The sequence below is a fragment of the Streptomyces sp. NBC_01384 genome, from assembly GCF_045040035.1.
Classification (GTDB): domain Bacteria; phylum Actinomycetota; class Actinomycetes; order Streptomycetales; family Streptomycetaceae; genus Streptomyces.
Map to the genome: position 1 here is coordinate 2,204,539 of NZ_CP109559.1, position 26,454 is coordinate 2,230,992.

Annotated in this window: 21 protein-coding genes and 1 riboswitch; of the genes, 14 read left to right on the plus strand and 7 right to left on the minus strand. The window is 72.0% G+C overall.

Annotated features, from left to right (window positions below):
• Positions 1-37: 37 nt before the first annotated feature.
• The 3 genes from OG747_RS09890 to OG747_RS09900 all read right to left on the minus strand — a co-directional run bounded on the left by OG747_RS09890 (position 38) and on the right by OG747_RS09900 (position 3,116).
• Positions 38-259, minus strand: coding sequence for a helix-turn-helix domain-containing protein (locus OG747_RS09890; RefSeq protein WP_006123601.1), 222 nt, complete (start codon positions 257-259; stop codon positions 38-40).
• Between the two features lie 411 nt (positions 260-670).
• Positions 671-2,269, minus strand: coding sequence for an ABC-F family ATP-binding cassette domain-containing protein (locus OG747_RS09895; RefSeq protein ID WP_405878913.1), 1,599 nt, complete (start codon positions 2,267-2,269; stop codon positions 671-673).
• Positions 2,270-2,360: 91 nt separating this feature from the next.
• Positions 2,361-3,116: a hypothetical protein gene (locus OG747_RS09900; RefSeq protein WP_405878914.1), complete on the minus strand. Its 756-nt coding sequence runs from the start codon at positions 3,114-3,116 to the stop codon at positions 2,361-2,363.
• A 105-nt stretch (positions 3,117-3,221) separates the two neighbouring features.
• Here OG747_RS09900 and OG747_RS09905 point away from each other — a divergent pair, with 105 nt between their 5' ends.
• The gene (locus OG747_RS09905) at positions 3,222-3,635 is read left to right on the plus strand and encodes a VOC family protein (RefSeq protein WP_405878915.1); all 414 of its coding nucleotides are present in this window, start codon (positions 3,222-3,224) and stop codon (positions 3,633-3,635) included.
• A gap of 54 nt (positions 3,636-3,689) precedes the next feature.
• On the opposite strand, the gene OG747_RS09910 is transcribed toward OG747_RS09905, so the two are convergent.
• From OG747_RS09910 to OG747_RS09920, 3 genes are all read right to left on the minus strand, one after another.
• A complete protein-coding gene (locus tag OG747_RS09910; RefSeq protein WP_405878916.1) occupies positions 3,690-5,093 on the minus strand; it encodes a hypothetical protein in 1,404 nt (467 codons plus the stop codon).
• 212 nt (positions 5,094-5,305) lie between these two features.
• Positions 5,306-6,430 carry an alpha/beta hydrolase family protein gene (locus OG747_RS09915; RefSeq protein WP_405878917.1) on the minus strand — a complete coding sequence of 375 codons (1,125 nt, stop codon included), beginning with the start codon at positions 6,428-6,430 and terminating at the stop codon, positions 5,306-5,308.
• 519 nt (positions 6,431-6,949) lie between these two features.
• Positions 6,950-7,660, minus strand: a complete 711-nt coding sequence (locus OG747_RS09920; protein ID WP_405878918.1) for a class II aldolase/adducin family protein — start codon at positions 7,658-7,660, stop codon at positions 6,950-6,952.
• Between the two features lie 196 nt (positions 7,661-7,856).
• On the opposite strand from OG747_RS09920, the gene OG747_RS09925 reads away from it, so the two are divergent.
• From OG747_RS09925 to cobI, 10 genes are all read left to right on the plus strand, one after another.
• Positions 7,857-8,609 carry a lysozyme gene (locus tag OG747_RS09925; protein ID WP_405878919.1) on the plus strand — a complete coding sequence of 251 codons (753 nt, stop codon included), beginning with the start codon at positions 7,857-7,859 and terminating at the stop codon, positions 8,607-8,609.
• Positions 8,610-8,821: 212 nt separating this feature from the next.
• The gene (locus OG747_RS09930) at positions 8,822-10,078 is read left to right on the plus strand and encodes an anion permease (RefSeq protein ID WP_405878920.1); all 1,257 of its coding nucleotides are present in this window, start codon (positions 8,822-8,824) and stop codon (positions 10,076-10,078) included.
• Positions 10,079-10,090: 12 nt separating this feature from the next.
• A complete protein-coding gene (locus OG747_RS09935; protein ID WP_405878921.1) occupies positions 10,091-10,315 on the plus strand; it encodes a hypothetical protein in 225 nt (74 codons plus the stop codon).
• Positions 10,316-10,447: 132 nt separating this feature from the next.
• Positions 10,448-10,593: riboswitch (cobalamin riboswitch) on the plus strand.
• 98 nt (positions 10,594-10,691) lie between these two features.
• Positions 10,692-11,648, plus strand: a complete 957-nt coding sequence (locus OG747_RS09940) for a cobalamin biosynthesis protein (protein ID WP_405878922.1) — start codon at positions 10,692-10,694, stop codon at positions 11,646-11,648.
• On the plus strand, positions 11,645-13,177 hold the full coding sequence (locus OG747_RS09945; RefSeq protein ID WP_405878923.1) for a cobyric acid synthase: 1,533 nt from the start codon (positions 11,645-11,647) through the stop codon (positions 13,175-13,177). Before OG747_RS09940 ends, OG747_RS09945 begins: the two co-directional genes overlap by 4 nt.
• Entirely contained in the window at positions 13,174-16,839 is a 3,666-nt protein-coding gene (cobN, locus tag OG747_RS09950; RefSeq protein WP_405878924.1) for a cobaltochelatase subunit CobN, read from the plus strand. The genes OG747_RS09945 and cobN overlap by 4 nt, the downstream gene beginning before the upstream one ends.
• Before the next feature lie 169 nt (positions 16,840-17,008).
• Positions 17,009-19,018, plus strand: a complete 2,010-nt coding sequence (locus tag OG747_RS09955) for a putative cobaltochelatase (RefSeq protein ID WP_405878925.1) — start codon at positions 17,009-17,011, stop codon at positions 19,016-19,018.
• On the plus strand, positions 19,018-19,617 hold the full coding sequence (gene cobO, locus OG747_RS09960; RefSeq protein ID WP_405878926.1) for a cob(I)yrinic acid a,c-diamide adenosyltransferase: 600 nt from the start codon (positions 19,018-19,020) through the stop codon (positions 19,615-19,617). Before OG747_RS09955 ends, cobO begins: the two co-directional genes overlap by 1 nt.
• Positions 19,611-21,101, plus strand: a complete 1,491-nt coding sequence (locus OG747_RS09965) for a cobyrinate a,c-diamide synthase (protein WP_405878927.1) — start codon at positions 19,611-19,613, stop codon at positions 21,099-21,101. The genes cobO and OG747_RS09965 overlap by 7 nt, the downstream gene beginning before the upstream one ends.
• Positions 21,098-21,829, plus strand: a complete 732-nt coding sequence (cobI, locus tag OG747_RS09970) for a precorrin-2 C(20)-methyltransferase (protein ID WP_405878928.1) — start codon at positions 21,098-21,100, stop codon at positions 21,827-21,829. Before OG747_RS09965 ends, cobI begins: the two co-directional genes overlap by 4 nt.
• Positions 21,830-21,840: 11 nt before the next feature.
• On the opposite strand, the gene OG747_RS09975 is transcribed toward cobI, so the two are convergent.
• Complete coding sequence (locus OG747_RS09975) at positions 21,841-22,575, minus strand: ZIP family metal transporter (protein WP_405878929.1); 735 nt, start codon at positions 22,573-22,575, stop codon at positions 21,841-21,843.
• A 108-nt stretch (positions 22,576-22,683) separates the two neighbouring features.
• On the opposite strand from OG747_RS09975, the gene cobM reads away from it, so the two are divergent.
• The 3 genes from cobM to cobJ are packed head-to-tail and all read left to right on the plus strand — an operon-like array spanning position 22,684 to position 26,452.
• Positions 22,684-23,508, plus strand: coding sequence for a precorrin-4 C(11)-methyltransferase (cobM, locus tag OG747_RS09980; protein WP_405878930.1), 825 nt, complete (start codon positions 22,684-22,686; stop codon positions 23,506-23,508).
• On the plus strand, positions 23,505-24,755 hold the full coding sequence (cbiE, locus tag OG747_RS09985) for a precorrin-6y C5,15-methyltransferase (decarboxylating) subunit CbiE (RefSeq protein WP_405878931.1): 1,251 nt from the start codon (positions 23,505-23,507) through the stop codon (positions 24,753-24,755). The genes cobM and cbiE overlap by 4 nt, the downstream gene beginning before the upstream one ends.
• Positions 24,752-26,452 (plus strand): precorrin-3B C(17)-methyltransferase, encoded by a 1,701-nt coding sequence (gene cobJ / locus OG747_RS09990; RefSeq protein ID WP_405878932.1) that lies wholly within the window; start codon positions 24,752-24,754, stop codon positions 26,450-26,452. Before cbiE ends, cobJ begins: the two co-directional genes overlap by 4 nt.
• The last annotated feature ends 2 nt before the right edge of the window (positions 26,453-26,454 follow it).

The following is a 26,454-nucleotide window of genomic DNA, read 5'->3' on the forward strand; positions in this document are numbered from 1 at the left end:
GGGTGGCCACCACCGAAGCCGATGGGGACGCCCGGCCTCAGGCCGAGGCGGCCTTCTTGCCCCGCGTCGCTCCGCCACGCCCTCGCAGGGTGACGCCCGACTCGCTGAGCATCCGGTGCACGAAGCCATACGAGCGGCCGGTCTCCTCGGCCAGCGCTCGAATACTCGCACCGGAGTCGTACTTCTTCTTCAGGTCTGCCGCGAGCTTGTCGCGCGCGGCACCGGTTACCCGGCTGCCCTTCTTCAGAGTCTCGGCCACCCGTGCCTCCTCATGGGAAGTGCGCTCTGGACTTCTCATGATCACCCCTCGAGGGCTTCATGGCCACCCATTCGGCAAGGTCCGTGAGACAAGGTTTTGACGACAGGAGCCCGTCCTCACAAGTGGAATCACAGGCTCCGCGCTGCTCTGCCCGTACGACCGAACGGGTTCTTCAGTGAAGTGCCAGGTCAGCGACGCAAGACGGCCGAGCCCTTGGGAACAAAGGGCTCGGCCGCGAAATCGATGTAGGACACACCTCGGTACGAGGAGATCTCACACAGATGATGGATCACGGATCGGCCGAATGATCCATACACAGTGGATCAGTCATTCGATCAAGGCGCGCTGACACCTCGGGCATACGCCTGGGGCAGACACCCCGGGAAAGCCCGGGGCGACTCATGCGATGACTCAGGCGAGGGCCACCAGGTCCGCGTAGTCGGCGCCCCACAGGTCCTCGACGCCGTCCGGCAGCAGGATGATCCGCTCGGGCTGGAGCGCCTCGACGGCGCCCTCGTCGTGGGTGACGAGGACGACGGCGCCCTTGTAGGTGCGCAGCGCGCCGAGGATCTCCTCGCGGCTGGCCGGGTCGAGGTTGTTCGTCGGCTCGTCGAGGAGGAGGACGTTCGCCGAGGAGACCACGAGGGTCGCGAGCGCGAGCCGGGTCTTCTCGCCGCCGGAGAGGACCCCGGCGGGCTTGTCGACGTCGTCGCCGGAGAACAGGAACGAGCCGAGCGTCTTGCGGACCTCGACCAGATCCAGGTCGGGGGCGGCGGAACGCATGTTCTCCAGGACCGTGCGCTCGGGGTCGAGCGTCTCGTGCTCCTGGGCGTAGTAGCCGAGCTTGAGGCCGTGACCCTCGATGACCTCGCCGGTGTCGGGCTGCTCGGCGCCGCCGAGCAGCTTCAGCAGGGTCGTCTTGCCGGCGCCGTTGAGGCCCAGGATGACCACGCGCGAGCCCTTGTCGATGGCCAGGTCGACATCGGTGAAGATCTCCAGCGAGCCGTACGACTTCGACAGGCCCTCGGCCATCAGCGGGGTCCTGCCGCAGGGCGCGGGCTCCGGGAAGCGCAGCTTGGCGACCTTGTCGGAGACGCGGACCGCCTCAAGGCCGGCCAGCAGCTTGTCGGCGCGCTTGGCCATGTTCTGCGCGGCCACGGTCTTGGTGGCCTTGGCGCGCATCTTGTCCGCCTGCGAGTTCAGCGCGGCGGCCTTCTTCTCGGCGTTCTGCCGCTCGCGCTTGCGGCGCTTCTCGTCGGCCTCGCGCTGCTGCTGGTAGAGCTTCCAGCCCATGTTGTAGACATCGATCTGGGCGCGGTTGGCGTCCAGGTAGAAGACCTTGTTGACGACCGTCTCGACGAGGTCGACGTCGTGGGAGATCACGATGAAGCCGCCGCGGTAGGTCTTCAGGTAGTCGCGCAGCCAGACGATCGAGTCGGCGTCGAGGTGGTTGGTCGGCTCGTCGAGCAGGAGCGTGTCGGCGTCCGAGAACAGGATGCGGGCCAGCTCGACACGGCGGCGCTGACCACCGGAGAGCGTGTGCAGGGGCTGGCCGAGCACGCGGTCGGGCAGGTTGAGCGCGGCGGCGATGGTGGCGGCCTCGGCCTCGGCGGAGTACCCGCCCCTGGTGAGGAACTCGGTCTCCTGGCGCTCGTACTGCCGCATGGCCTTCTCGCGGGTGGCGCCCGAGCCGTTGGCGATGCGCTGTTCGTTCTCCCGCATCTTGCGGATCAGGGTGTCCAGGCCGCGCGCGGAGAGGATGCGGTCGGTGGCGAGGACGTCGAGGTCACCGGTGCGGGGGTCCTGGGGCAGATAGCCGACCTCGCCGGAGCGGGCGACGGTGCCGGAGGCCGGGATGCCCTCGCCGGCCAGGACCTTCGTCAGGGTCGTCTTGCCCGCGCCGTTGCGGCCGACCAGGCCGATGCGGTCGCCCTTGGTGATGCGGAAGGTGGCGGACTCGATGAGGATGCGGGCGCCGGCGCGCAGCTCGATACCGGAGGCGGAGATCACGGACAGACTCCAGGGCAGGGTGGTTGGCGGGGTGGACGGCTGAGGACGTTCCCGCCGTCTAATGCGCGAGGAGAATGGCCATGGGCCAAGTCTAACGGGGCCGTGCAACCACTTTTCCTGAGTGCGGGTGTTCGGCACTGTGACGCTCGCCCCGCCGTTCGTTGCCCAGCGGCTTGCGGTGCGGGGTGATTCCGCCCAGGTCATCCACGGCGACGAGCCCGGTGGTCCAGCTGTCGGTGGCGGCGCAAGGTTGTGCGATCAGCAGCGCCGCGCCGTGACGCACCGCACGTTCGGGGTCGAAGGCACAGCCGCGCCGGACCGGCAGTGTCCAGCGCAGATCACCGTCGGCGATCCGGTAGGCGGCGACGCGGCGCGCGGTGACCACGGCCGGCATGTGGGCGCCCAGGGGCCGCAGCACGCCGCTCGGCCCGCGCTCCGCGAGCCACCGGGCGGCCCCCGGAAGGGCCCGGTGCCAGCGCACGGCGCTGCCGTCGCCGCGCGCGGGGACCACGGCCGGCGGCCGCCGGCCCTCGCGCGCACAGGTCCAGCGGGAGCGGCCGGTCGCTTCGTCGTACGCCTCGACGGTGGTCCTGGTGGCCCGCAGCGGAGGCAGTGACGCGTGCCCGTGCGCCACGCGCGCGTGGTGGGTGAGCCGGTCTCCGTAGGCGGCGGGGCGGGCCTCGTGGGCCGCGGTGAGCAGCAGGGCGGCGGCGACCGGGAGAAGGGCGAGGGAGGTACGGCGGCGGACGGCGGGGGCAAGGAGCTGCGGGGCCCGGCGGCCGGACAGAACATCGGCAGGACAGCCCAGCAGAGCGTCAGTCAGTGGCGGAACCGGAGCCAGAGCCACGACCACCGGAACCTGCGACCAATATCAATGTCAGTGCCCGGTGCAAGACTGGGCAGCGGGTGGCATTCCGGCCCAGCAGGACGAGTTCCGGTGGGAGTGATCGGCATGGCAGGTACGGACGGCGGGCGTCCGAGCATCTACCCGACGCTGTTGTACGCGGACGCGACGGCCGCGATCAGGCAGCTGACGGAGACGTTCGGCTTCACGGAGGCCTCCGTGTACGAGGGGGAGGACGGCGCGGTGATGCACGCCGAGCTGGTCCAGGGCAACGGCGCGGTGATGCTCGGCTCCAAGGGCCGCGGCGGTGTCTTCGACGGCGCGATGAAGGACGCGGGCCCCGTGGGGGTGTACGTGGTCGTGGACGACGTCGACGCACACCACCAGCACGCCGTGGACCACGGCGCGGAGATCCTGATGCCCCCGACCGACCAGGACTACGGCTCGCGGGACTACATGGCCCGGGACGCCGAGGGCAACATCTGGAGCTTCGGCACATACGCCCCGGAGATACGGGGCTGACGCCGGCCCGGGCCGAGGTGATCCGCCGATCCCGCCGATCCCGCCGGGCAGGCCCTAGCTGCCCCCGGTGTGGACCTGGAAGGCGGCTCGGCGTACGGCCTTGGCGAGGGCCGGGTCCGGGTGGGCGGCCGCGAGTGCGACCAGGACCTGGACGGTGCGGGGATGCCCGACGGCGCGCACCTCGTCGAGGAGCGCGGGCACGGTGGGCTGCACCGCGGACTCCAGATGGCGCACGAGGAGCGGCGCCTCGCCGTGGTCGGCGACGGCGGCGGCGGTGTCCACCCAGAGCCAGGTGGACTCCTCCCGGGTGAGCACCTCGTGGGCGTCCTCCGGGTCGTGGCCGTCGTGCTCCGCGAGCCAGAGCAGGGCGTAGGGGCGCAGCCAGGACTCCTCGGCCACGGCCCGCACATCGGGTTCGGCGGGGGCGCCGACCACCCGCAGCGCCTCGAAGGCGAGGCCGCGGGTGAGGGCGTCCTCGCCACGGGCGGCTTCGAGGAGTTCGGTGACGGCGCTGCCGACGGGCCGGGCGGCGAGCCAGGCGCGGTACTCGGCGCGGGCCGCGTTCGGGCGCAGCTGGGCGCAGCCGCGGAGCATGTCCGAGGCGGGCTGCTCGATGTTCCCGGCAGGACTCTGCGCGGCGACGCAGATCTGCTCCAGCTTGACCCAGACCGCCCAGCTGCCGAGCGGGGTGAGCGTGGCCTGTCCGTCGGCGCAGGTGAGCGCGCCGACGGAGGCGAGGGCGTGCAGGGCCCAGTCGAGGAGAGGGGCGAGGGGGGCGTCCGCGACCTCGGCGGCCTCCGGGTCGGGTTCCGGCTGGGGGCCGTACGGGATTTCGCAGCGCTCGGTGTGCAGTTCCGTGACGCGCTGTTCGAGGAGGTCGAGGAGCTGCTCCATGGGGACGGGCCCGGCGGAGAGTTGAAGGAAGGAGAGCACCTGGGGCATTGCGGAGACGACCTCGGCGACGGCGGACGCCGCGCGGTCGGCCGGCTCCGGGTAGGCGAGGGACCAGGCGTCGAAGAGGGCGACCCAGCCGCGCAGGACGGCGCTGTCGTCGCGGTTCCAGGCGCGCAGTCGCCAGCCGGGGCGGGCGATGTCGCCGTGCACCTCGACGAGGCCCGCGAGACGTGCGGTGTCCCAGTCCGCGCGGACCTGAGCCGGGGTCAGGCCCAGCTCCTCGGCGGCCCGTTCGGCGGTTGCGTAGGAGAGGGTGCCCTTGCCGTCAGGGGTCGCGCCGTCGCGCCCCGGGCCGAGCGAGGCGTCGGCCCAGCGGGCGACACGGGCCGCGGCGGCGAGGCCGGTGCGGGCCATGCGGGCCAGTTCCGCGGGCGGCGGGGTGCCCTCGGGGGGCCGGGGTGCGGGTCGGCGCGAGCTGCGCTGGGTCACCGCTCGGGGGGCGGCGGCCAGGGGGCGCGGGCGGACGAGTCGGAGCCTGGAGTCGCGCGGGTTACGGGACGTCACGGGTGCAGTCTTCCGGTTGACGGTCCGAAAACCCAAACGGAATGTCACAGCAGGCGACAGGGGTGGCCAATGCACGGGGTTTTGAGGGGGCTCGACACATGTGAGCGGAGTCACGTACGAGTTGGCCGGGGCCGAACCGGAAGGCTGCCGGTGGTCGGGATGGGGCGGGTGCGCCAGGGGTGGGAAGCGGTTGCGTCAGAGGGTGGGGACGGTTACATCAGGGGGGTGAGGAAGCGGCGCAGGGTCTCCTCGTAGTCCGGGTCGGCGTTCCACATGGCGCCGTGCGGGGCCTGCGCGACCGTGCGCAGGGTGACCAGGTCCGGACGGCGGTCGGCGAGGCGGCGCGAGGGGCCCCAGGGGGCGATGGTGTCGTCCGGGCCGTGCAGGATCAGGGTCGGCAGCTTGAGCCGGCCGGGGTCGGCGGCCGCCTGGATGCGGTCGCCGTGCAGTCCGGTGCGGCCCTGGGCGGCACGGACCGCGAGGGGCAGCAGGGCGCTGGGGGTGTGGCGGGCGGTGGCGAGGGCGCGCAGGGTGGCCTCCCAGTCGAGGACGGGCGAGTCCAGGATCAGCCCGGAGATCCGCTCGCGCAGGGCGGAGTGCGCGGCGGTGCGCAGGGCCATGGTGGCGCCGATGGACCAGCCGTAGAGGACGACGTCCTTGGCGCCGTAGCGCACGGCGTAGCGCAGGGCGGCGTCCAGGTCGCGCCACTCGGTCTCGCCCAGGTGGCTGAGGCCGTCCGGCGAGCGGGGCGCGCCCAGGTCGCCGCGGTAGGCGAGGTCGAGTACGGGGAGCCGGTTGCGGTGCAGGAACTCCATCACGTTCATGGGGTGTTCGCGGGTGGTGCCGAGGCCGTGCACCGTGATCACCCAGGTGTCGCGGGCGCCGGGCACGAACCAGGCGGGCAGCGGGCCGAGCTCGCCGGGGATGTCCACGTCGGCGTGGTCGAGGCCGAGTGCGGTGCTTGGGTTGCCGATGTGCACGTTCGGGGTGAGCCACACCTTGTCACCGGGTTCGAGGGTGCCGTGGGTCACGCGTTCCAGGCGGCGCACAACGGTGTCGGCGGAGTGGCGCTCGCTGCCCAGGACGGGGCCGACGACCGCGTGCGAGCCGTCGCCGGCGAGGCCGTACGTTCCCGGGCGCAGGGAGGCCAGATCTCGGGTGAGCGTGATCTGTCCCGCCGCTGTGGCATGCACGGTGAGCCGGGGCTCGGTGGGCAGCGGCCTGCCGGGCGATGCCTTCAGTGCGGCGTCGCTGGCGAACCGGCCCGCCGCCACGGAGGCTGCGCCCGCGGCCAGGGCTACGGAGACGGCTGCGGCCGTCGCTTTGACAGTACGCACGGGTTCAGTCTCCCGGGGGAGCCCACGGTCGGCCAGCGGGAGCGGGGTCCGTCTGGGTGCGGGGGTTCGTTTTCCGGCGGTACGAGCGCTTTGGCGACATCGGTCCGGTATGTCTCGGCGTGGAGACCTCCGGTGGTGGCGGATGGTTCGGCACCACCGAATCAGTACGTGCCGGCCGAGCCCCGTCGCGGCGGAGATACGCGGCGGAGAGAAGGGGCCACCCCAGCGCGCGACAAAACCCCGGCTCGACACGACGCGCAAAGGCCGCCCTGCGAGCAGAGCGACGGCCCGAGGCGCCCTGGATGCGCACAGCAGCCCTGACGGAGGCATCGGCGAACGGAGCACGCCGACCGGCGACCGGCGCCAAGGGCGAGGCACCGCAGGCAGGGCATTCCGCTCGTTCGCGAGTGGAGCGCCCGCCCACCCGCTCCGCGATCCCACCGGCCGCTCCACCCCGTCGGCGGGAGCACCGCGGCCGGCCCCGTCGGCGAGCGGAGGACCCGCTCGGCGGTCTCGCCGTCAGGCGCTCTGTCCGTATCGCCGCAACCGGTCGCCCGCCGCTGCCACCTGTTCCTCCGACAGCAGTGTGGGGGAGAGCCCCGGTACGGAGGATGCCAGGAGCCAGACGCGGGACATCCATTCCAGCTGGGCGGTGCGGTCGTACGCCTGGGGCAGCGAGGCTCCGTAGGCGACGGTTCCGTGGTTCTGGAGGAGGCAGGCGGTGCGGTGGGCGAGGGCCTGGAGCATGTTCTCGGCCAACTCCGGGGTGCCATACGTCGCATAGCGGGCAACACGGACCGGTCCGCCGAGGGCGCCCGCCATGTAGTGGATCAGGGGGAGTTCCGCGACGAGGGCCGAGACGGCCGTCGCGTGCGCGGCGTGGGTGTGGACGACGGCGCGCGCGTCGGTGGCGCGGTAGATCGCGAGGTGCATCGGCAGTTCGCTCGTCGGAACGAGCGAACCGAGAACCTGTCGGCCGTCGAGGTCCACGCCGACGGCGTCATCGGGCGTCAGCCGGTCGTACGGCACTCCCGTCGGTGTGACCAGCACCATGTCGCCGACCCGCACCGAGACATTGCCCGACGTGCCGACGACCAGCCCGTCGGCCACCGTCCGGCGGGCCGTGGCGACGAGTTCGTCCCAGGCGTCCGCCATCTCCCGCTCCCGCGCACCCGGTGCGCCCTCCCCCACGTCCCGCACATCCCGTGCGTCCCGCCGCTGCTCAGCCATGCCGCGATCCTGTCAGGCGTGGACGTCAACCCGCCGTCGGCGAGGGCACTTTAGGCCGGAAGCCATGCGTCCGTAAGTACACATATAGGCACATATAGCCCATCCAGAACGATTGGCTGGCGATCGACGGGCTTTCGACGATCTTCCAATAACCTCTGGGGGATTTGTCGCGTACGTCGCCATTCCGGGGGGAAACATGGCCCATGATCACAAACCATTCCTTCGTCACGCCCGCGTCATCGCGGCAGCCGCCGCCGTAGCGGCGCTCATCGCAGGAGGGACCACCCTCGGCGGGGTTCCGGCCACGGCGGCGGACAAGCCCAAGGGGTACGACATCTCCTCGCACCAGAAGAACGTCGACTGGCAGAGCGCGAAAGCGAAGGGCGCCCGGTTCGTCTATGTGAAGGCCACCGAGTCCCACACCTACCGCAACCCCTACTTCGGCCGGCAGTACGAGGGGGCTCGGGACGCGGGCATACTCCGCGGCGCCTACCACTTCGCGGCGCCGGACAAGTCGTCCGGCGCCACCCAGGCCGCGTACTTCGTGCGCAACGGCGGCGCCTGGAGCGCGGACGGCCGGACGCTGCCGCCGGCGCTCGACATCGAGTACAACCCGTACGACAAGAAGCACAAGTGCTACGGCCTGAGCAAGGCCAAGCTCGTGAGCTGGATCCAGGCGTTCAGCGACGAGCTCGAACGGGAGACCGGCCGCCGCCCGGTCATCTACACGACCACACACTGGTGGAACACCTGCACCGGCGGCAGCCGCGCCTTCGCCGCGAACCATGCCCTGTGGCTCGCCCGCTACGACTCGAAGGACGCGGGCACGCTGCCGGCCGGCTGGTCGGCGTGGACGTTCTGGCAGTACGACAACAGCGGCACGCTCCCGGGTGACCAGAATCTCTTCAACGGGTCCATGGCCCGGCTCCAGCAGTTCGCGAAGGGCTAGCACTCCACGCGAGACCCCTTGAAAACCCCCTCCGGAACTCGAAATTCCGCCTTCGTTCGAACCTTCCGACCGTCCCTCCGCGACAGAGATCGACACAAGCGGAGGGGCGATCCACTGTTTGATACACCCCTAAGCCCGCCTCAGTTCACCTTCCGTTCACCCAGGTTGCCTACGGTCCACCTGCCACTGACATCAAAGAGAAGCCTGGGTAAATGGAACACATCACGCTCCTCCTCGGAATCGTGATCGTCACCGCTCTCGTGTTCGATTTCACGAACGGTTTCCACGACACTGCCAACGCGATGGCGACGACCATCTCGACCGGCGCCCTGAAGCCCAAGACGGCGGTGGCCATGGCCGCCGTGCTGAACCTCGTCGGCGCGTTCCTCTCTGTGGAGGTCGCCAAGACGATCTCCGGCGGGATCATCAATGAAGAGGGCATTCGCGTCCAGGTGATCTTCGCGGCGCTCGTCGGCGCCATCCTCTGGAATCTGCTGACCTGGCTCCTGGGCCTGCCCTCCAGTTCCTCCCACGCTCTCTTCGGTGGCCTGATCGGCGCCGCGGTCATGTCGGCCGGCTGGTCGTCGGTGAACGGCTCGACCGTCGTCACCAAGGTGCTGATCCCCGCGGTCGCCGCGCCCATCGTGGCCGGACTCGCCGCGATGCTGGCCACCCGGCTGACGTACAGGATCGGCAGCCGCACCGACGAGAAGGCGACCGCCAAGGGCTACCGCGCCGGCCAGATCGCCTCCGCCGGCCTGGTCTCGCTGGCCCACGGCACGAACGACGCCCAGAAGACGATGGGCGTCATCACCCTGGCCCTGGTCACCGGCGGCGTCATCGCCCCCGGCTCGAACCCCCCGATGTGGGTCATCGTCTCCGCCGGTACGGCCATCGCGCTCGGCACCTACCTGGGCGGCTGGCGCATCATCCGCACCCTGGGCAAGGGCCTCACCGACCTCGCGCCGCCGCAGGGCTTCGCCGCCCAGACCAGCGCCGCGACGGCCATCCTGGCCTCCTCGCACATCGGCTTCTCCCTCTCCACCACCCAGGTCTGCTCCGGCGCCGTGATGGGCTCGGGCCTCGGCCGCAAGGGCGGCGTGGTCCGCTGGTCGACCGCGACCCGGATGTTCGTCGCCTGGGGCCTGACCCTGCCGGCCGCCGGCCTGGCCGGTGCCTGCGCCGAGTTCCTGACCAAGCAGGGCACGTGGGGCATCGTCCTCACCGGCGCGCTGCTCGTCGCCGGCGCCGGCACCATCTGGAAGCTGTCCCGCCGTCAGCCGGTCACCGTCGACAACGTCAACGAGGTCGACACCGAGCCCGCGGGCGTCGTCACCACCGCGATCGCCGCGGTCACCCCGCCCCCCGCGGGCCCCGTCACCGGCGACCTGTCCGGCGACCCGTCCGGCGAACTGAAGACCACCATCCCGTCCCCGGACGCGGAGCCCACCCGCCCGGCCACGGTGTAAGGAAAGAACAGCATGCACATCGACTGGGCAGCCCTCGGCTCCGTCTTCGGAGTCAGCCTCCTGACCACCGTCGGCCTCGTCGGCCTCTTCACCCTCGGCATCGTCGGCCTCTCCAAGCGCGAGTCGGCATCCGCTCAGAGCGGCTCCGCCGCCCTCGCGGTCACCGGCGCCTACGTCTGCTTCGCGTCGTGCGCGGCGGCGGTCGCGTACGGCATCTATCTGATCGTCGGGAAGTAGCCCACAGACACCGGGCAAGTAACCCAAAACAGGCATCACTTCGCGTGGGGTGCGAGACGGATCACCGTCCCGCACCCCACTCGTATGTGGGCCTTCGCACACTCTCCCCACGCAGGTCAACAGCAAGTTGACGGCCGTTCTCACCCCGTGGTGGACTGCCGGAGCCAAGTACGGCGACATGAGAGGAAGCCGGTGTGAATCCGGCGCGGTCCCGCCACTGTCACCGGGGAAGGAAGTCCCCGTGAGCCAGGAACTCTCACCGCCGGTCTCGTCGAACCAGGGCGTGGACACCCTGAGTGAGGACATAACGCCATGCGCGGCTGCCCAAGTGCCCTGCGAGCGACGGTTCCACCCGATCTGACGGTCGGCTGACCCGGTGCGTGCCGATCGCGTCTTCGCGTACGGCGCCGCCGCCGGGCTCCTCGGCGATCTGCTGCTCGGCGATCCCCACCGGGGGCATCCGGTCGCCGCGTTCGGGCGGGCCGCGGGAACCGTGGAGCGGGTGCTGTGGCGGGACCACCGTGGGTGGGGCGCACTGCACACCGCCGTGTGTGTGGGCGGTGCCGCCGGGCTCGCCGCCGTCGCTTCCCGAGCCGTACGTCCCTCCCGCACCGCTTCCGTCGCGCTGACCGCCGCCGCCACCTGGACCGTCGTCGGGGGCACCACCCTCGGGCGGGAGGCCCGGGCGATCGGTGACGCCCTCGCCGACGGGGAGACCGAGACGGCCCGGGAGCGGCTGCCGCATCTGTGCGGGCGGGATCCCCAGGCCCTCGACGCCGCTGGAATCGCGCGCGCCGTCGTCGAGTCCGTCGCCGAGAACACCTCCGACGCGGTGGTGGGTGCGTTGGTGTGGGGGGCCGTGGGGGGAGTGCCCGGGCTGGTCGCCTTCCGTGCCGTGAACACGCTCGACGCGATGGTCGGGCACAAGTCCCCCAAGTACCGGCGGTACGGGTGGGCCTCCGCGCGGCTCGACGACGTCGCCGGGTGGCCTGGGGCACGCCTCACCGCCGTGCTCGCCGCCCTCGCGGGTGACAGTCCTCGGGGGGCGCTACGAGCCTGGCGCGCCGACGCGGGCAAGCACCCGAGTCCCAACGCCGGGCCCGTGGAGGCCTCGTTCGCGGGGGCGCTCGGGGTACGCCTCGGCGGGACCCTCGCCTACGGCGGGCGGGTCGAGCACCGGCCGGTGCTCAATGGTGCCGGGCGCGCCGTCCACGTCGACGACATCGAACGGGCCGTACGGCTGTCGCGGCGCGTGAGCTGGCTCGCGCTCGGCGTGAGTGCCGCCGGACGGCTGATGACAAAGAGGCTTCTCAGGAAGGGGCGTACGTCATGAGCGGCGGTCTGCTCGTCGCCGGCACCACCTCCGACGCCGGCAAGAGCGTCGTGACCGCCGGGATCTGCCGGTGGCTGGTGCGGCAGGGCGTCAAGGTCGCGCCCTTCAAGGCGCAGAACATGTCCCTGAACTCGTTCGTGACACGCGAGGGCGCCGAGATCGGGCGGGCGCAGGCCATGCAGGCGCAGGCCGCCCGCGTGGAGCCGACCGCGCTCATGAACCCCGTACTGCTCAAGCCGGGCAGCGACCGCAGCAGTCAGGTCGTGCTCATGGGCAAGCCCGTGGGTGAGATGACCGCGCGCGGCTACCACGGGGGGCGGCAGGAAGCCCTCCTCACCACCGTCCTGGACTGCCTCGCCGAGTTGCGGGGCACGTATGACGCGGTGATCTGTGAGGGGGCCGGCAGTCCTGCCGAGATCAATCTGCGGCGGACCGACATCGTGAACATGGGGATCGCGCGCAATGCGCGGCTGCCCGTGCTCGTCGTCGGCGACATCGACCGCGGGGGTGTGTTCGCCTCGTTCTTCGGGACGGTCGCGCTGCTGTCGCGCGAGGACCAGGAGTTCGTCGCCGGATTCCTCGTCAACAAGTTCAGGGGGGATGTCTCCCTGCTGGAGCCGGGACTCGACATGCTCCACGGCCTCACCGGGCGGCGGACGTACGGCGTCCTGCCCTTCCAGCACGGCCTCGGCATCGACGAGGAGGACGGGCTGCGGGTGTCGTTGCGGGGAGCGGTCCGGGAGTCCCGAGTGACCGCCCTCGTCGGCGAGGACGTGCTGCGGGTCGCCGTCTGCGCGATCCCGCTCATGTCCAACTTCACGGACGTGGACGCGCTGGCCGCCGAGCCGGGTGTCGTCGTGCGGTTCGTGGACCGCGCCGAGGAACTGGCCGACGCCGACCTCGTCGTCGTCCCCGGAACCCGGGGGACGGTGAAGGCGCTGGAGTGGCTGCGGACGCGCGGCCTCACGGACGCCATCGAGCGCAGGGCGGCCGAGGGGCGGCCCGTGCTGGGCATCTGCGGTGGCTTCCAGATCCTCGGCGAGCACATCGAGGACGAGGTCGAATCGCGAGCGGGGTATGTCGAGGGGCTCGGACTCCTCCCCGTACGGGTGCGGTTCGCGCGCGAGAAGACCCTCACCCGGCCCGTCGGGGAGGCACTCGGCGAGTACGTCGAGGGGTACGAGATCCACCACGGCGTCGCCGATGTCACGGGCGGCGACGCGTTCATCTCCGATGGCAATGGACACAGTTTGGACGGGTGCCGGGTCGGTGCCGTCTGGGGCACGCACTGGCACGGCTCGCTGGAGTCGGACGGATTCCGGCGTGCCTTCCTGCGCGAGGTGGCGGCCGCCGCGGGCCGTCGCTTCGTGCCGGCCGCCGACACGTCGTTCGCGGCGCTGCGCGAGGAGCAGCTCGACCGGCTCGGCGATCTGATCGAGGAACACGCGGACACGGACGCGCTGTGGCGGCTCATCGAGTCGGGCGCGCCGCAAGGACTGCCTTTCATTCCACCGGGAGCGCCCGCATGAGCACAGTGTTGTTGTTGTCGACCGCCGACACCGATCTGCTGGCGGCCCGGGCCTCCGGCGCCCCCTACCGGATCGGCAACCCGACCCGGGTGGATGTCGAGGGCGAACTGCCGTCCCTCGTCGAGGGCGTGGACATCGCCGTCGTACGGCTCCTGGGCGGCAAGCGCGCCTGGGAGGAAGGCCTGAACAAGCTGAGGGCCTCGGGCATCCCCACCGTGCTGCTCGGCGGGGAGTCCGTGCCCGACGCCGAGCTGATGGCCGAGTCGTCGGTGCCCGCCGGTGTCGTCGCCGAGGCGCTGCGCTACCTCGTCGAGGGCGGCCCGGACAACCTCGCCGAACTGGCCCGGTTCCTCTCCGACACCGTGCTGCTCACGGGTGAGGGCTTCGAGGAGCCGCGGAAGATGCCGGAGTACGGCATCCACGGCGAGCGCGCGTTCATCGAGGGCCGCCCGACCGTCGGCGTGCTCTTCTACCGGGCGCACCAACTGTCCGGCAACACCGCCTTCGTCGACACGCTGTGCGACGCGATCGAGGCGCGGGGGGCCAACGCCCTTGGCGTGTACTGCGGTTCGCTGCGCGGCGCGGACGCGGGCCTGTACGAGATCCTCGGCAAGACGGACGCGCTGGTCGCCACCGTGCTCGCGGCGGGCGGCACGCACGCCTCGCAGGCGTCGGCCGGCGGCGACGAGGAGGCCTGGGACATCGGCGCGCTCGCCGACCTGAATGTCCCTGTGCTGCAAGGACTCTGCCTGACCTCGTCCAGGAGTGCCTGGGACGCGTCGGACGCCGCCCTCTCCCCCATGGACGCGGCGATGCAGGTCGCGATCCCGGAGTTCGACGGCCGCCTCATCACGGTCCCCTTCTCCTTCAAGGAGCAGGGTCCTGACGATGTCCCGGTGTACGTCGCGGACCCCGAGCGGGCCGCCCGCGTCGCCGGGATCGCCGTACGGCACGCCCGGCTGAAGCACAAGCCGAACGCGGACAAGAAGCTCGCGCTCGTCTTCACCGCCTATCCGACCAAGCACTCGCGGGTCGGCAACGCGGTCGGCCTGGACACGCCCGCGTCGGCGGTACGGGTGCTCGACGCGCTGCGGGACGCCGGGTACGCCGTGGAAGGGCATCCCGACAACGGCGACGAGTTGATCCACCGGCTCATCAACGCCGGTGGCCACGACGTCGAATGGCTCACCGAGGAGCAGCTCGCCGCCGCCCCCGCGCGCGTGCCGCTCGCCGACTACCGGGCCTGGTTCGACAAGCTCGACCCCGAACTGCGCAACGGGATGCTGGAGGCGTGGGGCGAGCCGCCGGGCAGCCTGTATGTGGACGGCGACGACATCGTCCTGGCGTCCCTCCGGTTCGGGAACGTCGTCGTGATGATCCAGCCGCCGCGCGGCTTCGGCGAGAACCCGATCGCGATCTACCACGACCCGGACATGCCCCCGTCGCACCACTACATGGCCGCCTACCGGTGGCTGGAGGCTGCGACATCAGAGGGCGGCTTCGGCGCCGACGCCATCGTGCACATGGGCAAGCACGGCACGATGGAGTGGCTGCCGGGCAAGGGGCTCGGGCTCAGCGGCGGCTGCGCGCCGGACGCCGTCCTCGGCGAACTCCCGCTGATCTACCCCTTCATCGTCAACGACCCCGGCGAGGGCACCCAGGCCAAGCGGCGCGGCCACGCCACGGTCGTCGACCACCTCGTACCGCCGATGGCACGCGCGGACACGTACGGCGATCTGGCGAAGCTGGAGCAGCTCCTCGACGAGTACGCGCTGGTCTCCGACCTGGACCCGACCAAGGCGCCGGCCGTGCGCAGCCAGATCTGGACGCTGGTGCGAGCTGCGGAACTCCATCACGACCTGCATGTGGACGACCAGCCGGACGAGGACGCGTTCGACGAGTTCGTCATGCACATCGACGGCTATCTGTGCGAAATCAAGGACGTGCAGATCCGGGACGGGCTGCACATCCTCGGCGGCGGGCCGGAGGCCGAGCCGCGGGTGAACCTCGTGCTGGCCGTGCTGCGCGCCTCGCAGGTGTGGGGCGGTACGGCGAACGCCCTGCCGGGGCTGCGGGCCTGCCTCGCCGAGTACTTCGGCCTGGTCGAGAAGGAGCTGCTCGCCGAGCCGGGCGCGCCGGTGAAGGCGCCGGTCGAGCTGACGGACCTCGTCGAGGGCCCGGCGCGGACCGGGGCCGACGCGATCGACCTGCTGGAGCAACTGTGCCGCCGGATGGCGGAGGGCATGGAGGAGCGCGGCTGGGTGACGTCCGAGAGCACCGCTCTCGTACGGGAGGTCCTGGGCGTCGAACTCCCCGACGCAATCGCGGTGCTGGAGTTCGCCTGCCGTGAGGTCGTGCCGCGCCTGGCCCGGACCACGGACGAGATCACCCACATCCTGCGCGCCCTGGACGGCGGTTACGTCCCGGCGGGCCCGTCGGGTTCGCCCACGCGCGGGCTCGTGAACGTGCTGCCGACCGGCCGCAACTTCTACTCCGTCGACCCCAAGGCGATCCCGTCCAGGCTGAGCTGGGAGGTCGGGCAGTCGCTCGCCGACTCCCTGGTGCAGCGGTATCTGCAGGACACCGGCGCGTACCCGAAGTCCGTCGGTCTGACGGTCTGGGGCACGTCCGCGATGCGCACCCAGGGCGACGACATCGCGGAGATCCTCGCGCTGCTCGGCTGCCGCCCGGTCTGGGACGACGCCTCGCGCCGCGTGACCGGTTTCGAGGTGGTGGGTCTGGAGGAGCTGGGCCGGCCGCGCATCGACGTCACGGTCCGTATCTCGGGCTTCTTCCGGGACGCCTTCCCGCACGTCGTCGGTCTCATCGACGACGCGGTACGGGCTGTGGCCGAGCTGGACGAGCCCGCCGACCGCAACTACGTCCGCGCGCACGCCGACGAGGACACCGCCGAGCACGGCGACCGACGCCGCGCGACGGCCCGTATCTTCGGCTCAAAGCCGGGGGCGTACGGCGCGGGGCTGCTGCCGTTGATCGACGCGCGGAACTGGCGGTCCGACGCCGACCTCGCCGAGGTGTACGCCGTCTGGGGCGGCTACGCCTACGGGCGCGGCCTCGACGGGCGGGCGGCGCGGGGGGACATGGAGACGGCGTTCAAGCGGATCGCGGTGGCGGCGAAGAACGTCGACACACGCGAGCACGACATCCACGACGCAGACGATTATTTCCAGTATCACGGCGGCATGGTCGCCATGGTCCGGCACCTGACAGGGGCCAACCCCGAGGCGTACGTGGGTGATTCGGCGACACCGGACCAGGTGAAGACGCGCACGTTGGGCGAGGAGACGCACCGGGTGTTCCGTGCGCGGGTCGTCAACCCGCGCTGGATGAGCGCCATGAGGCGGCATGGCTACAAGGGTGCTTTCGAGATGGCGGCGACCGTCGACTACCTCTTCGGGTACGACGCCACGGCGGGCGTGGTCGACGACTGGATGTACGAGAAGCTCGCGGCGGAGTACGTGTTCTCGCCGGAGAACCAGGACTTCATGCGGAAGTCCAATCCGTGGGCTTTGAGGGGCATCACCGAACGCTTGCTCGAGGCAGCCGACCGCGGGCTGTGGGCGGAGCCGGAACAGGAGACCCTGGACCGGCTCCGGGCGACCTACCTCGAGCTTGAGGGCGATCTGGAGGGGGACGAATGAGCGCCCCCAAAACCCCCGCTCCGGCGGGGAGCAATGTGAACAGGACCTCGTCGAAGCCGACGACTACGGACCACCCCCGCGTCGGCGGGGAGCACATGGTGACCCTGCCAGGTCGGCACTCGATGCTCGTGCCGCACTGGCATGAGTCACCCGAAGGAGTGATCACCCCGTGAGCACGCCCTACCCGTTCACCGCCATCGTCGGCCAGGACGACCTGCGCTTGGCGCTGCTCCTCAATGCGGTGAGCGCCAAAGTTGGCGGAGTCCTCGTGCGCGGTGAGAAGGGCACCGCCAAGTCGACGGCCGTGCGGGCGCTTTCGGCGCTCATGCCCACGCTGGACGTGGTCGTCGGATGCCGGTTCTCGTGCGACCCCAGCTCCCCCGACCCCGCCTGCCCGGACGGGCCGCACGAGCCGGGCGCCTTCGAGACCCGACCGGCCCGCCTGGTCGAGCTGCCGGTCGGTGCCTCCGAGGACCGGCTCGTGGGCGCGCTCGACATCGAGCGGGCGCTCGCGGAGGGCGTGAAGACCTTCGAGCCGGGCCTCTTGGCGCAGGCGCACCGCGGGATCCTGTACGTCGACGAGGTCAACCTCCTCCACGATCACCTGGTCGATCTGCTGCTGGACGCCGCTGCCATGGGTGCCTCGTACGTCGAGCGCGAGGGCGTCTCCGTACGGCACGCGGCCCGGTTCCTGCTCGTCGGGACCATGAACCCCGAGGAGGGCGAGCTGCGGCCGCAGTTGCTCGACCGTTTCGGTCTGACCGTCGAGGTCGCGGCCTCGCGGGAGCCCGATCAGCGGGTGGAGGTCGTGCGGCGCAGGCTCGCCTACGACGACGATCCGACGGGTTTCGCGGAGCGCTGGGCCGACGAGGAGTCCGCCGTACGGGCCCGGATCGTGGCGGCGCGCGAGCTGTTGCCGTCCGTGCTGCTCGGCGACGGGGCGCTGCGGCAGATCGCGGCTACATGTGCCGCTTTCGAAGTCGACGGCATGCGGGCCGACATCGTGATGGCCCGGACCGCGACCGCGCTCGCCGCGTGGGCGGGGCGCACCGAGGTGCTCGCGGAGGACGTACGGCAGGCGGCGCTGCTCGCGCTGCCGCATCGGCGGCGGCGGAATCCCTTCGACGCGCCGGGACTCGACGAGGACAAGCTCGACGAGACGCTGGAGGAGTTCGGGGAGCAGGACGGCAGCGGCGACGACGATCCTGATCCGGACGGGCCCGGTGGGGGCGGGCAGCCGCCTCAGGACGGGCCGGAGGGCGACTCCCCCGCCGGTGACGTCCCGGCGCAGGGCGAGCCCTCGGACGACGGGCAGGCGCCGGCCGCACAGGGCGCCGGCGAGCAGTCCCCCGTACGGGCCGCCGAACCCTTTCGTACCAAGGTGCTGAGCGTGCCGGGGCTCGGCGAGGGGGCCGCCGGGCGGCGTTCGCGGGCGCGGACCGAGCATGGGCGGACCACCGGGTCGCGGCGACCCCGGGGGGCGCTCACCAAGCTGCACCTAGCGGCGACCGTGCAGGCGGCGGCGCCGCATCAGCGGGCACGGGGCCGCACCGGATCTGGACTTCTCCTGCGTCGTGACGACCTCAGGCAAGCGGTGCGAGAAGGTCACGAATCCAATCTCGTGCTGTTCGTGGTCGACGCCTCCGGGTCGATGGCGGCGCGGCAGCGGATGAGTGCCGTCAAGGGGGCGGTGCTGTCACTGCTGCTCGACGCGTATCAGCGGCGGGACAAGGTGGGGCTGGTGACCTTCCGGGGGAAGGACGCCGAGGTCGCGTTGCCGCCCACCTCGTCCGTGGACGCCGCGGCGGCCCGGCTGGAGTCGCTGCCCACGGGTGGCCGGACGCCACTCGCGGCGGGGCTGCTCCGGGCGCACGACGTGCTGCGGGTCGAGCGGCTGCGGGATGCGGCGCGGCGGCCGTTGGTCGTCGTGGTGACCGACGGACGGGCCACCGGTGGGCCTGAGCCCGTCGCGCTCGCCGAACGGGCCGCGCGGCTGTTCGCGGCCGACGGGGTCGCCTCCGTGGTCGTCGACTGCGAGGCGGGGCCCGTGCGGCTCGGGCTCGCGGGGCGGCTCGCGGGTGAACTGGGCGGTACCGCGGTGACGTTGGACGAACTGCGGGCCGACGCGATCGCCGGTCTGGTCAGGGATGTGCAGGGGACTTCGAGGAGGGCCGCGTAATGCCGCAGGGGCAGCCGAGTGTCGTACCGGACGACGGACTGACGACTCGCCAGCGTCGGAACCGGCCGCTGGTCGTGGTGCATACCGGGGTCGGGAAGGGCAAGTCCACCGCCGCCTTCGGGCTCGCGCTGCGCGCCTGGAATCAGGGGTGGCCGATCGGGGTGTTCCAGTTCGTCAAGTCGGCGAAGTGGAAGGTCGGGGAAGAGAACGCGCTGCGCGTGCTGGGGGCGTCCGGCGAGGGCGGGTCCGTCGACTGGCACAAGATGGGCGAGGGCTGGTCCTGGGTCCAGCGCGACTCCCAGATGGACAACGAGGAGAAGGCCCGCGAGGGCTGGGAGCAGGTCAAGCGGGATCTCGCCGCCGAGACGTACAAGCTGTATGTCCTGGATGAGTTCGCGTACCCGATGCACTGGGGGTGGGTGGACGTCGACGAGGTGGTGGCCGTGCTGCGGGACCGGCCCGGGACCCAGCATGTCGTGATCACCGGGCGCAACGCTCCCGAGAAGCTCGTCGAGTTCGCGGATCTTGTGACGGACATGTCCAAGGTCAAGCATCCGATGGACGCCGGCCAGAAGGGGCAGAGGGGCATCGAGTGGTGACGTCCGTCCCTCGGCTGGTCATCGCCGCGCCCTCTTCGGGGAGCGGCAAGACCACCGTTGCCACGGGGTTGATGGCGGCCTTCGCCTCGCGGGGGCTCGCCGTGTCCCCGCACAAGGTGGGGCCCGACTACATCGACCCCGGGTACCACGCGCTCGCGACCGGGCGGGTGGGGCGGAATCTCGACGCGTATCTGTGCGGTGCGGAGTTGATCGCGCCGTTGTTCGCGCACGGGGCGCGCGGGTGCGATCTCGCGGTCGTCGAGGGTGTGATGGGGCTGTACGACGGGGCCGCCGGGGAGGGGGAGCTCGCGTCCACGGCGCAGGTGGCGAAGTTGCTGCGGGCGCCTGTGGTGCTGGTCGTCGACGCGTCGTCGCAGTCCCGGTCTGTGGCCGCCCTGGTGCACGGGTTCGCTTCCTGGGATCCCGAGGTGCGGGTTGCGGGGGTGATCCTGAACAAGGTGGGGTCCGAGCGGCATGAGGGGATGCTGCGGGAGGCTCTCGATGCCTCCGGGGTGCCTGTGCTGGGGTGTCTGCGGCGGGCCGCGCAGGTGGATACGCCCTCACGGCATCTGGGGCTGGTGCCTGTCGCCGAGCGGCGGGCGGAGGCGGTGGAGGCGGTGGCCGCGCTGGCCGAGCAGGTTCGGCGGGGGTGCGATCTGGAGGCGTTGCTGGGGTTGGCGCGTAGTGCGGGTGAGTTGTCGGGTGGGGCTTGGGATGCGGCTGAGGCTGTTGTTTCTTCGCCCCCGCCGCCCCTTCCCGTCCCAACCCTGGGGGCTGTGCCCTCAGACCCCCGCCATCGGCCTGGACAGCCTCGTCCTCAAACGCCGGACGGGCTGAAAGACCAAGCTCCGGCCGGGGCGCAAAGGGTTGCCGTGGCCGGGGTGAGAAGGGTTGCCGTCGCCGGAGGAGCCGCCTTTACCTTCTCCTACGCCGAACACGCCGAACTGCTCGCCGCCGCCGGGGCCGAGGTCGTCACCTTCGATCCGTTGCGTGATGAGCAACTGCCGGACGGGGTCGGCGGGCTGGTCATCGGTGGGGGGTTCCCCGAGGTGTACGCGCCCGAGCTGTCCGCCAATGAGCCGCTCCGCAAGGCCGTGGCCGAGCTGGCGTTCAGTGGGGCGCCCGTCGCCGCCGAGTGTGCCGGGCTGCTGTATCTCTCGCGTGAGCTCGACGGGCAGCCCATGTGCGGGGTGCTCGACGCCTCGGCGCGGATGAGTGAACGGCTCACCCTGGGATATCGGGACGCCGTGGCCGTGAGTGACAGTGCGCTCGCCGTCGCCGGGACGCGGATGCGGGGGCACGAGTTCCACCGGACCGTGGTGGAGCCCGGCGCCGGGGCGGCTCCCGCCTGGGGGGTGCGCGCCCCCGAGCGGCGCGTCGAAGGTTTCGTACAACAAGGTGTGCACGCGAGTTATCTGCATACGCACTGGGCGTCCGAGCCCGGTGTCGCCCGTCGGTTCGTGGAGAGGTGCCTGACGTCATGAGCAGCAAGCTGATCGGAGTCGGGGTCGGGCCTGGTGACCCCGAGCTGGTGACCGTCAAGGGCGTCAACGCGCTGCGCGCCGCCGCTGTCGTGGTCGTACCGGTCATGGACACGGGAGAGCGGGGGCGGGCCGAGGCGACCGTTCTGCACTACGTGCCCGAGGAGAAGGTCGTCCGCGTCGTGTTCGCGCTGAACGAGCGGACCGACCGGGGGCGGCGCGAGGCCGCCTGGGACGCCGCCGGCGCGCGGGTCGCGGAGCTGCTCCGGCGGCACACTGCCGTCGCCTTCGCGACCATCGGCGATCCGAACGTGTACTCGACCTTCACCTATCTCGCGCAGACCATCGGGGAGCTGGTTCCCGGCACGGCCGTCGAGACCGTGCCCGGTATCACCGCCATGCAGGATCTGGCGGCGCGGTCCGGGGCCGTGCTCACGGAAGGGACCGAGCCGCTCACCCTCGTACCCGTGACCGCCGGGGCCGCCGTGCTCAAGGACGCCCTCAACGGGCCCGGGACCGTCGTGGCGTACAAGTTCGGGCGGCAGGCGCACGAGGTCGCGGAGGCGCTGCGGGTGACGGGGCGGCTCGACGACGCCGTGTGGGGGTCCGCGCTCGGGCTGGAGGGCGAGTCCATCCGGCCCGCGGCCGACCTCGACGGCGAGCCGCTGCCGTACCTCTCCACCCTCATCGCGCCCGCCCGGCGCGACGGCAAACGCGGCGGCAAACTGTGAGGCTCAGAAAATCACCCGCTTCCGGCGAGACCCACCACCAGCCAGATGAACCCCGCTCCCGCGACCGTGCACAGCAGGGTCGAGCGGGCCGGGTGCTCGTGGTGCGCCTCGGGGAGGATCTCGGCGGCGGCGAGGTACAGGAGTACGCCGCCGAAGAGGCCGAGATAGCCGCCGAGCAGTTGCTCCGGGATGGTGAAGAAGAGGGTCGAGGCGGCGCCGATCACCGGGGCCGCCGCGTCCGCGAACAGCATCGTGATCGCCTTGCGGCGCGCGTTCCCGTACAGGCTCGTGATCGTGTACGTGTTGAAGCCGTCCGCGAAGTCGTGGGCGATCACCGCGAGCGCGACCGCCAGGCCCATGCCGCCGCCGACCTGGAAGGCGGCGCCGATCGCCACGCCGTCCATGGCGCTGTGGCCGACCATCGCCGCGGCGGCCGTCAGGCCCACCTCGGGCGCCCGTCCGTCGTGCTCGTCGCCGCCGTGTGCCGCCTGCCGGTGGGCCAGCAGACGCTCCACCAGATGGGCCAGCAGAAACCCGCCGACGAACAGCAGCAGCGCGGCCGGTACGCCGAAGATCTCCTCGCCCGCCGCGCGCAGCGCCTCCGGCAGCAGGTCCAGGCCGACCACGCCGAGCATCAGCCCGCCCGCGAGGCCCAGCACCAGGTGGCGGCGGTCGGTCACACGCTGTGCCGTCCAGCCGCCGGCCAGCGTCATCAGGAACGCGCCGAGCGCGACGAAGACCGCCATAAGCCCTTGGTATCCGATCAAACCCCGTTCGCGCACGTCCGGCCACGACCGCGCGCCCACTGACTTTTCCGCGGCACCCGAGTTTTTCGTAGGAGAGGACCGATACCCATGGCCGATGCCCCCACCGGCAAGGTGACCTTCGTCGGTGCAGGCCCCGGCGCCGCCGACCTGCTGACGTTCCGCGCCGCGCGCGCCATCGCCGAGGCCGACGTCGTGATCTGGGCGGCCAGCCTGGTGCAGGCCGAGGTCCTCGAGCACGCGCGCGAGGGCGCGGAGGTCCTCGATTCGGCGACGATGTCCCTCGAAGACGTCGTCGCCGTGTACGAGCGGGCCGCGAAGGACGGGTTGAAGGTGGCCCGGATCCACTCCGGCGACCCCGCCCTCTGGGGCGGTACACAGGAGCAGGTCGACCGGTGTGCGGACATCGGCGTCGAGACCGAGATCGTTCCCGGGGTCTCCTCCTTCTCCGCCGTGGCCGCGCTCGCCCAGCGCGAGCTGACGATTCCCGAGGTCGCGCAGTCCGTGATCCTCACCCGGCTCGGCGGCGGCAAGACGCCGATGCCGCCCGGGGAGGAGGTACGGGAGTTCGCGCGGCACGGGACGACCATGGCGCTGTTCCTGTCGGCCGCCCGCAGTGGCCAGCTCGTCCGGGAACTGCTGGAGGGCGGCTATCCGACGTCCACGCCGGTCGTGGTCGCCTACCAGGCGACCTGGCCGGAGGAACTGATCGTGAAGTGCACGATCGAGACGCTGGAGGAGACCGTCAAGGAGCACAAGCTCTGGAAGCACACCCTCTTCCTGGTCGGCCCGGCGCTCGACGCCAGCGGCACCCGCTCGCACCTCTACCACCCCGGTCACTTCCACGGCTTCCGCAAGGCCGATCCGCAGGCGCGTGCCGAGCTGCGCGCGGCGCGCAAGGGCAGTCCTTCGTGATCACCGTCTTCGGTACGGGGACAGGGGCGCCGCTTTCCGCGGACGCCTCGGGCGCGCTGGCCGAGGCCGGACTCGTCGTGGGCGCCCGACGGCACCTTGCGGCAGCGCGGCTGCCCGACGCGGTGGAGCGGATCGTCCTGGGGCCGCTCGCGCCCGCGCTGGACGCGATCGAGGGATGCCTGGAAAAGGAGCGGCGCGTCGTCGTGCTCGCCTCCGGTGACCCAGGGTTCTTCGGGATCGTGCGGGCGCTGGCCGAGCGGTTCGGGGCGCAGCGGCTGGATGTGCGCCCCGGTGTCTCGTCGGTCGCGACCGCCTTCGCGCGGCTCGGGCTGCCCTGGGACGACGCGGTGGTGGTGAGCGCCCACGGGCGCGCGCTGCGCACGGCCGTCCATGTCTGCCGCTCGCACCCGAAGGTGGCGGTGCTGACCGGGCCCGGCTCCGGGCCCGCCGAACTGGGCGCCGCCCTCGCCCATCGCTCCGACGGGCGTGTCCTCGTGGTGGCGAGCTCCCTGGGCGACCCCGCACACGAGCGCGTGGAGCGGGTCAGCCCGGCGGAGGCCGCGGCCCGCGACTGGGGTACGGCGGTGAGTGTCGTCCTGTGCCTCGACGAGTCACGCGCCCTCACCCCCGTACGGACGGTCGCCGGTCCCCCGGCCGGACCCGACCGGTGGGCCCTGGACGAGAGCGAGTTCGCCCACCGCGACTCGATGATCAGCAAGTTCGAGGTGCGGGCGCTGGCGCTGGCCCGGCTCGGGCCGCGCCTGGGCGAGCTGGTCTGGGACGTCGGCGCGGGCTCCGGGTCCGTCGCCGTCGAGTGCGCACGGTTCGGAGCCGCCGTCACCGCGATCGAGAAGACACGGGACGGCTGCGACCGGATCCTCGCCAACGCCGAGGCGCACGGCGTGGACATCCGGGTCGTGCACGGGGCCGCGCCCACCGTGCTGTCCGACCTGGACGATCCGGATGCCGTCTTCATCGGCGGCGGGGGGCGCGAGCTGCCCGCCATCGTGACCGTCTGCGCACGGCGGGCCCGGCGGGCCGTCGTCGTCGCCATGGCCGCGCTCGACCGGGTGCCGGCGGCCCGGGAGGCGCTCACCGCCGCCGGGTTCGACTGCGACGGCGTACTGCTCCAGTCCTCCCGGCTCGCGCCGCTGCCGGGGAACGTCACCCGGCTCGCGGCCACCAACCCCGTTTTTCTGCTGTGGGGCGTCCGGCCTCCGGCGCGTACCGAAGGAGTCCTCCAGTGATCGGCCTGATTTCCGCCACGGCGGCGGGCGCGGCGGCCCGTGACCGGCTGGCCGCGGCCTGGCCCACCCGCACCAGGGTGTACGAGGGGTCCGGCGGGTCCCTCGGGGACGCCGTGCGGCGGGCCTTCGCGGAGTGCGACCAGCTGGTGTGCTTCCTCGCCACGGGGGCGGTGGTGCGGCTGGTCGCGCCGTTGCTGGGCGACAAGACGTCCGACCCGGGGGTCGTGTGCGTGGACGAGGCCGGACGGTTCGCCGTGTCCCTCGTCGGCGGCCACGGGGGCGGCGCCAATGAACTCGCCCGCGAGGTCGGCGAGTTGCTCGGGGCGGAGCCGGTGGTGACGACGGCGACGGACGCGGTCGGGGTGCCGGGTCTGGACACGCTCGGGTTCCCCGTGGAGGGGGAGGTCGCCGGGGTCACCCGCGCCCTGCTGGACGGCGAACCCGTCGCCCTGCGGGCCGAGTTGGCGTGGCCGCTGCCGCCGCTGCCGGTCGCGGAGGAGGGCACCTACGGCATTCGTGTCACCGACCGCGCCACCCCGCCCGGCGAGCGCGAAGTGCTGCTGCGGCCGCCCTCCCTCGTGGTGGGGGTCGGTGCCTCCAAGGGCGCCCCGGTGGAGGAGATCCTCGGGCTCGTCGAGGACGTCCTCCGGGACGCCGGGCTGTCCCCGAAGTCCGTCGCGGAGCTGGCCACCGTCGACGCCAAGGCCGAGGAGCCCGGCATCGTCGAGGCCGCCGAACGGCTCGGGGTGCCCGTGGTGACGTACACCGCCGAGGAGTTGACGAAGGTGGACGTACCGAACCCCTCGGACGCGCCGCTCACCGCCGTCGGCACTCCGTCCGTGGCGGAGGCCGCCGCCCTCGTACGCGGGGGTGAACTCCTCGTCCCCAAGCGGAAGTCGACGCGTGCGGACGGGCAGCCGGCGATGGCGACCTGCGCCGTCGTGCGTCGCGTGGCGCGCGGGCGGCTCGCGGTGGTCGGGCTCGGGCCCGGCGCCCGTGACCTGCTCACCCCGCGGGCGAAGGAGGAGTTGCGGCGGGCGTCCGTGCTCGTCGGGCTCGACCAGTACGTCGACCAGATCCGCGATCTGCTGCGGCCCGGCACCCGGATCCTGGAGTCCGGGCTCGGCGCCGAGGAGGAGCGGGCGCGCACGGCGGTGGCCGAGGCGCGGCGCGGGCAGGCCGTCGCGCTGATCGGCAGCGGCGACGCGGGCGTGTACGCGATGGCGTCGCCCGCGCTGGCCGAGGCGTCCGACGACATCGACGTGGTCGGGGTGCCGGGCGTGACCGCGGCGCTCGCGGCCGGGGCGATCCTGGGCGCGCCGCTGGGCCACGACCATGTGTCGATCAGCCTCTCCGACCTCCACACTCCCTGGGAGGTCATCGAGCGCCGGGTGCGGGCCGCCGCGGAGGCCGACATCGTCGTGACCTTCTACAACCCGCGCAGCCGGGGCCGCGACTGGCAGCTCCCGAAGGCGCTCGCGATTCTCGCCGAGCACCGGGAGCCGACGACGCCGGTCGGGGTGGTCCGCAACGCCTCCCGGCCGGACGAGTCGAGCCGGGTGACGTCGCTGGGGTCCCTGGATCCGGCGATCGTCGACATGATGACCGTGGTGACCGTGGGCAACACGGCGACGCGTGAGATCGCCGGGCGCATGGTGACACCGCGCGGCTACCGCTGGCAGGAGGACCCCAAGTGAGC